Source organism: Actinomadura sp. BRA 177 (assembly GCF_013372625.1).
Classification (GTDB): Bacteria; Actinomycetota; Actinomycetes; order Streptosporangiales; family Streptosporangiaceae; genus Spirillospora.
In genome coordinates, this window is sequence record NZ_JABXFD010000534.1 from 39,423 (window position 1) to 50,197 (window position 10,775).

Annotated in this window: 10 protein-coding genes; 7 read left to right on the forward strand and 3 right to left on the reverse strand. The window is 70.1% G+C overall.

Features of this window, described 5'->3' with window-relative positions:
- Position 1: 1 nt before the first annotated feature.
- Positions 2–1,891, reverse strand: a complete 1,890-nt coding sequence (nhaA, locus tag HUX53_RS30585; RefSeq protein ID WP_176406688.1) for a Na+/H+ antiporter NhaA — start codon at positions 1,889–1,891, stop codon at positions 2–4.
- Positions 1,892–2,154: 263 nt separating this feature from the next.
- Between nhaA and HUX53_RS30590 the strand changes: the two genes are divergently transcribed.
- The 3 genes from HUX53_RS30590 (at position 2,155) to HUX53_RS30600 (ending at position 4,242) form a co-directional block, all read left to right on the forward strand.
- Positions 2,155–2,811: a S1 family peptidase gene (locus HUX53_RS30590; RefSeq protein WP_176406689.1), complete on the forward strand. Its 657-nt coding sequence runs from the start codon at positions 2,155–2,157 to the stop codon at positions 2,809–2,811.
- Positions 2,812–2,965: 154 nt separating this feature from the next.
- Positions 2,966–3,199: a hypothetical protein gene (locus tag HUX53_RS30595; RefSeq protein ID WP_176406690.1), complete on the forward strand. Its 234-nt coding sequence runs from the start codon at positions 2,966–2,968 to the stop codon at positions 3,197–3,199.
- 212 nt (positions 3,200–3,411) lie between these two features.
- Positions 3,412–4,242 carry a GNAT family N-acetyltransferase gene (locus HUX53_RS30600; protein ID WP_176406691.1) on the forward strand — a complete coding sequence of 277 codons (831 nt, stop codon included), beginning with the start codon at positions 3,412–3,414 and terminating at the stop codon, positions 4,240–4,242.
- 37 nt (positions 4,243–4,279) lie between these two features.
- On the opposite strand, the gene HUX53_RS30605 is transcribed toward HUX53_RS30600, so the two are convergent.
- Complete coding sequence (locus tag HUX53_RS30605; RefSeq protein ID WP_176406692.1) at positions 4,280–5,368, reverse strand: acyl-CoA desaturase; 1,089 nt, start codon at positions 5,366–5,368, stop codon at positions 4,280–4,282.
- Positions 5,369–5,379: 11 nt separating this feature from the next.
- Complete coding sequence (locus tag HUX53_RS41775; protein ID WP_309237510.1) at positions 5,380–6,576, reverse strand: ferredoxin reductase; 1,197 nt, start codon at positions 6,574–6,576, stop codon at positions 5,380–5,382.
- A 334-nt stretch (positions 6,577–6,910) separates the two neighbouring features.
- Between HUX53_RS41775 and HUX53_RS30615 the strand changes: the two genes are divergently transcribed.
- From HUX53_RS30615 to HUX53_RS30630, 4 genes are read left to right on the forward strand one after another with little or no spacing between them, the layout of a single operon-like run.
- Positions 6,911–8,083, forward strand: coding sequence for an efflux RND transporter periplasmic adaptor subunit (locus tag HUX53_RS30615; RefSeq protein WP_176406693.1), 1,173 nt, complete (start codon positions 6,911–6,913; stop codon positions 8,081–8,083).
- Positions 8,080–8,844 (forward strand): ABC transporter ATP-binding protein, encoded by a 765-nt coding sequence (locus HUX53_RS30620; protein WP_217920112.1) that lies wholly within the window; start codon positions 8,080–8,082, stop codon positions 8,842–8,844. Before HUX53_RS30615 ends, HUX53_RS30620 begins: the two co-directional genes overlap by 4 nt.
- Positions 8,841–10,073, forward strand: a complete 1,233-nt coding sequence (locus HUX53_RS30625) for an ABC transporter permease (RefSeq protein WP_176406694.1) — start codon at positions 8,841–8,843, stop codon at positions 10,071–10,073. The genes HUX53_RS30620 and HUX53_RS30625 overlap by 4 nt, the downstream gene beginning before the upstream one ends.
- Positions 10,074–10,122: 49 nt before the next feature.
- On the forward strand, positions 10,123–10,605 hold the full coding sequence (locus tag HUX53_RS30630; protein WP_176406695.1) for a DUF5666 domain-containing protein: 483 nt from the start codon (positions 10,123–10,125) through the stop codon (positions 10,603–10,605).
- The last annotated feature ends 170 nt before the right edge of the window (positions 10,606–10,775 follow it).

Consider the following 10,775-nt stretch of genomic DNA (forward strand, 5'->3'; position numbering starts at 1 on the left):
GTCAGGGGCGTAGGGCGGCGGTCTTGCGGGCGCTCTTGACGGCGGCGGTGAGGTCGGTGATGTCGTAGGCGCCGAGGTGGCGGCGGCCGTTGACGAAGAACGTCGGGGTGCCGGAGACGCCGCTCAGGTCGGCGGAGTCGAGGTCCTCGGCGATCCGGTCGGCGCCCAGGTTCGCGCGCAGGTCGGTGCGGAAGCGGTCGACGTCGAGGCCGATCTCGGCGGCATAGCGGACGAGGTCCTTGGGCTGCAGCTCGTCCTGGTGTTCCAGGAGCAGGTCGTGCATCTCCCAGAAGGCGCCCTGCTCGGCCGCGGCCTCCGCCGCGTACGCCGCCAGCTGCGCCTGCGGGTGGACGTCGGTGAGCGGGAGGTGTCGCCACACATACCGGACGTCCCCGAACCCGGCGAGCAGTTGCCGGATGACGTTCTCGGCCTGCCCGCAGTACGGGCATTCGAAGTCGCCGTACTCGACCACGGTGACGGGCGCGCGGGCCGGGCCGCGGACGTGGTCGCGTTCGGGATCGACCGGTGCGGCCAGGTCGATGATGGTCTCCGCCGTCCCCAGCAGGGCGCGTAGCCGCCGCAGCGGCGGCAGGAGCTTGGTCACGCGGACGACCGTCCAGGTGACGATCGTGGCGCACAGCGCGGCGGACAGGATGCCGATCTTCGCCTCTTCGAGCCGCGAGCCGGTGAACGTCAGCGTCGCGATCAGCAGCGCCACGGTGAAGCCGATGCCCGCGATCGTGCCGCCGGCCCCGACCGCGGCCCAGCCGACGGGCGGCCTCAGCCGACCCCGGCTGAGCCACGTGACCAGCCACGATGAGCCGAGGAGCCCGATCGGCTTGCCGACGACGTAGCCGATCAGGATGCCCAGCGTGACCGGCGAGGTGAACGCGCGGCCCAGAAAGTCGCCGCTGATGCTGATCCCGGCGTTGGCGAGTGCGAACAGCGGGACGATCACGTAGCTCGTCCACGGGTGGAACAGCAGTTGCAGCCGCTCGTTCGGCGAGATCGCCGAGGCCACCCGGGTCTGGGCCGAGCGCGCGTATTCGGGTGTGGGCTGTTCGCGGAAGAGGCGGAAGCCCTCCGTCGCGCGTTCCAGGTCGGTGCGGGCGGCGGGGTGCGCGTAGGTGAGCAGGCCCATGGCCAGGCCGACGACCACCGGCTCCACGCCGGACGACTCCAGCGCCGCCCACGTGGCCACGCCCAGCAGCAGGTAGACGGCGAACTGCCGGATGCCGGCGGCGCGGATCAGGACGATCACCGCGAAGATCCCGAGGGCCGTCAGCAGCGCCGGGGTCGAGACGTCCTCGCTGTAGTAGATCCCGATCACCGCGAGCGCTATGACGTCGTCCACGACGGTGGCGGTGAGCAGGTACGCGCGGAGCCGGGCCGGGAAGCTGCGGCCGACCAGCGCGAGGACGCCGAGCGCGAACGCCGTGTCCGTCGACATCGCGATGCCCCAGCCGTGCGCGGTCGGACGCCCCGCGTTCACCGCCAGGTAGATGGCGACCGGCACGAGCATCCCGCCGAGCCCGGCGGCCAGCGGCAGCGCGACCCGCCGCCGGTCGCGCAACTCGCCCATGTCGAACTCGCGGCGCGCCTCCAGCCCGACGACGAAGAAGAACAGCGTCATCAGGCCGCCGTTGACCCAGTCGCGCAGATCCCGCGTGATGCCCGCGTCGCCGACCCGGACCGACCCCTGCGTCCCCCAGAACCCCTCGTACGAGGACGCGTCCACGTTCGCCCAGGCGAGCGCGGCGAGCGTCGCGGCCAGCAGGAACACGGCGCCGCCGGTCTCGGTGCGCATGAACTCCCGCAGCGGTGTCCGCAGCCGCCGCGCCCACGCCGTCCGTCCGGCGAGCGGTCCCGCTTCTCCCCGAGCATCGCTCATTACCGAATTCTCACCGGTCCCGGTTCTCGTCCGTCCCATGCGGCGGCTTGGAGAACATCCGTCAGGTCGCGGCCATTCCAAGGCCGGGTCATCTGGTCACCGTGGCCCGCCAACGGCGTGCCGTCCCGCCTTACGACCTGGCGTCATCGTGATTGTGGATATAAGACCGCCGCCAACCTTGGCACTGTCGTCCCCTTGCCCGGACGTCCGTTCTTACGCACCATTCCGGGGAGTCGCCGTCCTGGGCTCCCACAGGAGGTTCCGTGTTACGCCGCATTCTCACGATGGCCATGGTCGCCGTGGTTCTGGCCGCTCTCGCACCCGCTGCTTCCGCGGGCACCGCCCCACCCGGCGGCGAGGGCGGGCAGCCGATCTACGCTCCCGGTGGCGTCCGCTGCACGCTCGGCTTCAACGTGCAGCGGCACGGCACCTATTACTTCCTCACCGCGGGCGGCTGCGCGAAAGCGGGCCTGACCCTGTACGCCGACCCGGCCCTGACCGTGGAACTCGGCACGGTCGTCGCGGTCACGAACCTCGTCGGACTCGTCCGATATGTCGACCCGCACGTGGAGCGGCCCGGTAGCGTGCGCCGCTACCCCGGTTCCCAGGACATCACGGGCGCCGGCAGCCCCGTCGTCGGGCAGAGCGTCTGCCGCAGCGGCCCTGCCACCGGCGTGCGCTGCGGCACGGTGACGGCGATCAACCAGACCGTCCGCTTCCCGGAGGGGACGATCACCGGCCTGGCCAGGACGAACATCTGCGTGGAACCCGGCGACACCCCGGGAGCCCCGTACTTCTCGGGCGGCATCGCGATCGGCCTGGGGATCGGCGGCGGCATCGGCAACTGCAGCACCGGTGGCTCATCCTTCTTCCAGCCGGTCACGAAGGTCCTGGCCGCCTTCGGCGTCAACGTGTACTGACCGGACGGCCGCCCCTTGGCCCGGGACTGTGATCACCCCACGCTCGGCGTGCGGAGGTGATCGGGATGGAGCCCGGCGAGGTGTACGAGGTCCGCTACGGCCCAACGCTGAAGAACGTGGCGTTGCTGCTCGGGGCCGCGGTCCTGACGCGCGGATGCTCGGTGTCGGGGGCCTGGTCCTCCTCGCCACGACGTTCTCCGTTCCGTGGACGGACGTGAAGGCCGTCGTCCTGTGGAAACAGCACGCCGGGCCCTACGTGGGCGTCCTCCAGCAGAAGGACAGCCCTGGAAGCAAGCCGGTCGGCACGGCGGGCCGCCTCCTTTTCGATGCGGCCGTCGGCCACGTCCCCGCCGAGGTCGCCAAGACGAGTCGTCAGGTGAACGGCTGACGCCTCGACCGTGCAGTTGCGCGTGACAGCGTGCTCGTTCGGTGAACTGGAACAGCAGTTGAGCGGGAGCCGGGGTGGCGCTGTGACCGTGTTCGCTGCGGTGCACGCGGCGCCCGGCGGCCGGTCTACCGGGGCAGACACCGGGCGACGTGGTGACCTGGCGCGCGTAATTCGGTTGTGGGGGTCGGTGGGGGCGATCTAGCGTCCCGGACATGGGAGTGGTGGACGGGGTTGTCCGGTTGCTGGGGATTGATGACCTTGCTGCTTGTCAGCGGCTCGCCGGGGATCGTGAGTGGGGGCGGGAAGACCGCAAGTGGCGGTTCCTGTTCTCGGTGGGGGACGTCTACGGCGTCGACGACGAAAACGGGGAACTCGCCGGGACGGTGGTGTCGACCCCATACGGCGAGGACGTCGCGGCCATCAGCATGGTGCTGGTCGCCAAGCGGTATGAGCGGCGTGGTCTTGGCGGACGGTTGATGCGCCACGTCATGGAGAACGCGGCCACGGCTAGTCTGTGTCTGACCGCTACGGAGTATGGGCGTCCGCTGTACGAGCGTCTTGGGTTCAAGGCCGTGGGGCTGTGCACGACCTATAAGGGTGTGTCGGACGGGCCGTCCAGGCGGGGTGTGTCCGTGCCAATAGAGGCGGTGGACATGCCTGCCGTCCACGCGCTCGATACCGAGGTGTTCGGTGCCGACCGGTCGCAGGTGGTCGAGGGCCTGCCGTTCTTCTGCGAGACGCTACGGGTCGTCCGGGATGAGCGTGGTGTTGTGGGCTACGGCGGGGCGTGGAGGAACGACGACCGGGTCATCGTTGGTCCCGTCATCGCGCAGGACGCCGAGACCGCGCTTGCATTGGTGGACGAGGTCGTCCCCGAAGGGCCGGTACGGGTCGACATCGACCACCGGCACCCGGAGTTGATCGCCTGGGCGGAGGAACGCGGCCTGCGTCCCGCGTTCACCACCACGATCATGGAGTACGGCGCCCCCATCGCGAACGACCCGTCCCGCCTCTACCTCCCGGTCGCTCAAGCCCTCGGCTGACGGGCGGCGTGCCGGGAGATCCCCGCCTGGTTGCGGGTTACCGCGTACCGGACGGTGCCTGCCGGCCCTTGGGCTGGCGGGTTGGGAGGGCGTAGCGGACGATCTTTTTCCAGGTGCTCGTGACCTGCTTGGAGAGGGAGCCCGTGTGGTACGGGAGGTCGTACTTGTCGCACAGTTCCCGGATGCGCGGGGCGATCTCCGCGTACCGGTTGCTCGGCATGTCCGGGAACAGGTGGTGCTCGATCTGGTGGCTGAGGTTGCCGGTCATCAGGTGGAACAGCGCTCCGCCTGAGATGTTCGCCGAGCCGCACAGCTGCCGGACGTACCACTCGCCCTTCGTCTCGCCGTCGAGGCGCTCCTCTTCGAACACCTCGACGTCGCCGGGGAAGTGCCCGCAGAAGATGATCATGTGGGCCCAGACGTTGCGGGCGACGTTGGCGGTGAAGTTCGCGGCCAGCGTGGAGGCGAACTGCGGGCCGCTGAGCAGCGGGAACGCGAGGTAGTCCTTGCCCCACTGGCGGCGGATCTTGCGGCCGATCTGGCGCAGCTTGTCCTTGGTGACCACCATGTCGGCCGTCCCCGCCCGGATCTTGTCGATCTCCAGGTCGTGCAGCGCCACCCCGTACTCGAAGAACATCGCGAGGAGGAGGTTGTAGAGCGGCTGCGGGAGGTGGGCGGGGCTCCACGGCTGCTCGGGCGCGACGCGCAGGATGCCGTAGCCGACGTCGTTGTCCTTGCCGAGGACGTTCGTGAACGTGTGATGGACGAAGTTGTGCGAGTGCTTCCACTGCTCGGCGGGGGACACGTTGTCCCACTCCCAGCTCGTCGAGTGGATCTTCGGGTCGCGCATCCAGTCCCACTGGCCGTGCATGACGTTGTGCCCGATCTCCATGTTCTCCAGGATCTTCGCGACGGTGAGCGTCGCGGTCCCGGCGACCCAGGCGGGCGGCAGCGAGGACGCCATCAGCAGCGCCCGGCCGGCGATCTCCAGGCCGCGCTGCCAGCGGATCACCCGGTGGATGTAGGAAGCGTCGCGCTCGCCGAGACCGGACATGATCTCCTCGCGCAGCGCGTCCAGCTCGGCGGCGATCGTGTCGTAGTCCGCGGTCGTCAGATGGTCGGTCATGGGGGTCCCCCTCAGAGTTCGATTTCCACGGGGCCGGCGGCGGCCGAGACGCACGTCTGGACGATCTCGCCCTCCTCGCCGTGCACCCTGCCGGTGCGCAGGTCACGGACCTGCCCGGAGCACAACCGGCCGACGCAGCCGTAGCAGATGCCCATCCGGCAGCCGCTCGGCAGCAGCGCGCCGGCGTTCTCCCCGGCCACCAGGAGCGGCGTGCTCCCGTCGGCGTCCACCTCGACGCCGCTCCTGGTGAACGTGACGCGCCCGCCCTCGCCGCCGCCTTGCAGGACGGTCCGGAAACGCTCGACGCGCAGCTTCTCCTCGGCTCCTTCGGCGCGCCAGAACGCGGTGAGGTCGTCCAGCATCTCGCCGGGGCCGCAGGCCCATGCGTCGCGTTCCGCCCAGTCGGGGCATATGTCCGGCAGGTCGGACGGCTTGCATCGGCCACCGGTGGACGTGTGCCGCTCGTGCAGCCGCACCCCGGCCAGCTTGCGCAGTTCCGCCCCGAAGATCACATCCCCGGCCGTCCGGTCCGAGTGCACGACCACGATGTCGGGCATGCCGCCAGGAATCGCGTTGCAGGTCGTGCGGTCGTCGGCCGCGTACTCCGCGGCGCATCCGGACGTCGAGATCGTCCCCCAGCTCGGCGATGCGGTGCCCGGCGAACCGCCACCAGTGTGGACGTCGGCCGTGTTCGCCGGGTTGGTGAGGTGGCGGAGCATGGCCATCACCGGCGTGATCCCGCTGCCGGCCGTGATGAACAGGAGTTTCCCGGGGACGGGCGACGGGAGCGTGAAGTCGCCCTCGGCCGGGGCCAGGCGGACGATCGTTCCGGGACGGATCTCGTTGACGAGGTGCGCGGAGACGAAGCCGTCGCGGGCCGCCTTGACGGTGATGGTGATCCGTCCGTCCCGCCGGGGCGGGGACGACAGGGAGAACGTCCGCCAGTGCCGGACGCCGCCGACGTCCACGCCGACCCTGATCCATTGGCCCGGACGGTGCCCCGGCCACGTCCGGCCCGGCTTGATCACGAGGGTCGCCGTGGCCGGTGCCTCATGGCGGACGGCCTCGACGCGTCCGCGCAGGTCGGTGGCCGACCACAGCGGGTTGACCAGGCCGAGGTAGTCCTCCGGCAGGAGCGGTGTCGTGAGGAGCCGGGCCGCCTGCACGATCCGCCGGCCCGCGCTCGGACGCCGCGTCGCGGTGATCACGTTGCCTCCCCGATGGCGTTAACTTACGCTTGCGTAACCTACGGTCGCGTAGGAATCGGGGGATGTTCAAGGCATACGGCGCTAAAGCGACAGGCATCACACCATCGCATGATGTTCCATCTGGCGGTGTAGAGTTCAGTGACAAGAACGGCGCCGCAGGTTGTCGCCAGGCAGCGAAATCTCGTCCCGCCCGCAAGATCCCAGCGCCGCTGCGCGTCTCGTGCCATGCGCTCTGCGGTACGTCCCGTCGCGACCCGCCGCCCCTGCGTCGCTCTCATTTGATTCTCACTCTCGCCTCACCCGAGCCACATGCGCGAGCAAGAACCTCATCCGCATGAATCGGCCGTTTCAACGCCGGACGCTCCTCATCAACGGCGCGCTCGGCGTGCTGCTTGTCGCGGGTGCCGGCACCGCGTACCTCACCCTCGGCGACGGAGGTGACGACGCCGCCGCGTCCACCCGGGTCACCCGCGTGGCGCGCGGGACCGTGGAGTCGTCGGTGTCGGCGTCCGGCTCGGTCGAGAGCGCCAAGAGCCGCTCCCTGTCGTTCGGCGCCTCCGGCACGGTCACGAAGATCTACGCCAAGGCGGGGGAGAAGGTCTCGAAGGGCGACGTCCTCGCCCGGCTCGACCAGACCGACGCGCTGGCGAGCGTCAACCTCGCCAAGGCGAACCTGGCCGTGGCCGCCAAGGGCGACACGTCGTCCGAGAAGGGCTACGCCGGCTATCTGCAGGCGAAGAACTCCTATAACTCCGCTTTGCGCACCTACCAGGGGACCGTCCTGAAGGCCCCGTTCGCCGGGACGATCACCGCCGTCAACGGGACGGTGGGCGGCAGCTCCGGCGGCTCCGGCGGTTCGAGTTCCAGTTCGGGATCGGATTCCGGCTCGGGCGGGTCTTCGCCGGCTGGCTCGTCGTCCTCGTCTTCGTCCTCGTCGAGCTCCGGCTTCATGGAGATCGCCGACACTGCGAACCTCCAGATCCAGGGGAACTTCACCGAGGCGGACACGACCAAGCTGAAGGTCGGCCAGTCGGCGGCCGTCTCGTTCGACGCGCTCACCGGCAAGACCGCCACCGGCAAGATCACCGCGATCGGGATGGCGCCGACGACCACCGACAATGTCGTGAAATTCCCCGCTACGATCTCGCTCGGCGACGTCCCGTCCGGGGTCCGGCTCGGCCAGACCGCCACGGTCGAGATCACCGTCGCGAAGGCGGAGGACGTCCTTTATGTGCCGAGCGCGGCGGTCAGGACGGCCGGCGGGCAGAGCACCGTCACGGTCGTCCGGAACGGCAAGCAGAGCACCGTCACGGTCGAGGTCGGAGTCAAGGGCGACCAGGGCACCGAGATCACATCGGGTCTGGAGGAGGGTGACCAGGTCGTCGTCACGTCCACGAGCACTCCTGGGACGTCCGGTACCAGCGGCCGTCAAGGCTTCCCCGGCGGCGGCGCAGGCGGTGGTCCGCCCGGCGGCGGTGGGGCGCCGGGCGGGGGAGGCCGCCGATGACCGTCCAGGCGCGGGCCCGCCGCCCGGCCCCGGTGCTCGACCTCCGCGACGTCACCAAGGTGTATGGGACGGGCGAAACGGCCGTCCACGCTCTGCAGGGCGTCACGTTGACCGTGGAACGCGGCGACTTCGTGGCGATCATGGGTGCGTCCGGCTCCGGCAAATCGACCCTGATGAACATCATCGGCTGCCTGGACGCGCCGAACGCCGGCCGCTACCTCCTCGACGGCATCGACGTCGCCGGCCTGGACGAGCGGAGCCTCGCGATCCTGCGCAACCGGCGGATCGGGTTCGTCTTCCAGTCCTTCAACCTCATCCCGAGGATGAGCGCGCAGGCCAACGTCGAACTGCCCCTCGCGTACGGCGGGATCAAGGGCGCCGACCGGCGGCGCCGCGCCCTCGCCGCGCTCCGCGAGGTCGGGCTCGCCGACCGGACCCGGCACGAGCCGAACGAACTGTCCGGCGGCCAGCAGCAGCGCGTCGCCGTGGCCCGCGCCCTCGTCACCGCGCCGGCGCTGCTGCTCGCCGACGAGCCGACCGGCGCGCTCGACAGCGGATCCACCGCCGACGTCCTCGGCGTCTTCGACCGGCTCGCCCTCGCCGGCCGCACCATCATCGTGATCACGCACGAGGACGACGTCGCCGCGCACGCCAAACGCGTCGTCCGGCTGGTGGACGGCCGGATCGTCGAGGACGTCCGCCGCGCCCCCGTCACCGGCCCGCCGCCCAACGTCTCGTGGACGACGGAGGGCGCGCGTTGAGCGTCTTCGACATCCTGCGGTTCGCGTTGCGCGGACTCTCCGCCAACAAGCTGCGCAGCTTCCTCACCACGCTGGGCATCCTGATCGGCGTCGCCGCGGTGATCCTGCTGGTCGCGGTCGGGAACGGCTCGTCCGAGCAGATCAAGAAGAGCATCCAGCGGCTCGGCGCCGACTCGCTGACCGTCTCCCCGTCCACGACCGGCGGTGGCGGCGGGTTCCGCGGGCCGGCCGGCGCCGACCAGAGCACCGGCCCCCGAACCCAGGCCCACGACCTCACCACGGACGATGCTCAGGCCCTCCTCCAGGCGTCCTCGGTCAAGAGCGCCTCGCCGGTCGTGACGAGCCAGTCGGTTACCGCCGGGTACGAGGGGACGAGCGCGACCATCAGCCAGTTCGTCGGCACGTCCCCGTCCTACTTCGGCGCGGCGAACAAGACCATCGCGTCCGGTGCCCTGTTCACTCAGGGGGACGTGACGGCCGCGCGCAAGACCGTGGTGATCGGCAGCACCGTCGCGTCCGACCTGTTCGGACGGGCCGACCCGCTCGGCAAGAAGATCGACGTCGGCGGGATCCGGTTCACGATCGCCGGCGTCCTGAAGGCGACGGGGTCGTCCTCGTCGTCGTTCTCCGACCCGGACAGCATCGCCGTCGCACCCCTCCCGGCCGTCCAGGAGACCCTCACCGGATACGGCGGCCTCGACCAGATCATCGTCCAGGCACAGGACAGCGACGCCGTCGACACCGCCCAAGCCGAGATCACCGGGATCCTGGGACAGCGCCACGGCACCACCGACTTCACCGTGTCGAGCCAGGCCAGCGTCCAGTCGGCGGTGAGCGAGTCGAGCCGCACGTTCACCGTCCTGCTCGGCGCGGTCGCGGCGATCAGCCTGCTCGTCGGCGGTATCGGCATCACCAACATCATGCTGGTCACCGTCACCGAGCGGACCCGCGAGATCGGCATCCGCAAGGCCATCGGCGCGCCGCGCGGCGCGATCCTCGGCCAGTTCGTCGCGGAGGCCACCGTCCTCAGCCTCATCGGCGGGCTCCTCGGCGTCCTCGTGGGCGTCGTCGGCAGCCTCTTCCCGATCGCCGGCGTCGAACCCGTCCTGGTGCCGTCGTCGATCGTCCTCGCCCTGGGCGTCTCCGTGGCGATCGGCCTGTTCTTCGGCGGCTACCCCGCCGGGCGCGCGGCCAGGCTCCGTCCGATCGAGGCACTCCGCCATGACTGACCAGCAAAGGAGAACCGTGAGCCACTCTCGCGGAGACGGACCACCCGCCATGCCGGACGCGGAACTGCTGGCCAATTCACCGTTCGACGACGACCTCGACGCCTCACTGGCGGCGCGTCCGACCGGGCGGTCGCGGCCGACGCTCTACCTTGCCGCCGGGATCATCCTGGTCGCGGGCTTCTTGGGCGGAGTGCAGGCCCAGAAATGGTCGTCGTCCGGCTCCCCTTCGCCGACCGGCGGAGCCGAAGGCGGCGGCGCCCCAGAAGCCCGAGCCCCGGGACAGGGCAACGGCCCGCCGGGCGGCGGAATGACCGCCGGAACCATAACCAAGATCGTCGGCAACACCCTCTACCTCCGAACCTCGTCCGGCCAGACCGTGAGGGTCCGGACCGGCAGGACGACCAAGGTCCGCATCACCAAGGACGGCGAACTGCGGGACCTCGACACGGGCGCGACCGTAACCGTCCGCGGGACGAAGGGCGAGGACGGCACGGTCACCGCGACGACGGTGAACCAGGGCACGGCCCGCTGACCAGCAAATGAGGACGAACAGAACAAGTCGGACATTAGGCGTCCTAGTACTACATAGCTAGATCTCGGTAAGCGATCGAACGATTCCTGTACGTGATCACGTTGGGTGGTGCAACGCTGTCTGCATGCCTGAGGCTCGTGAGTTCGCCGGTGCGGTAACCGCAGCAGATC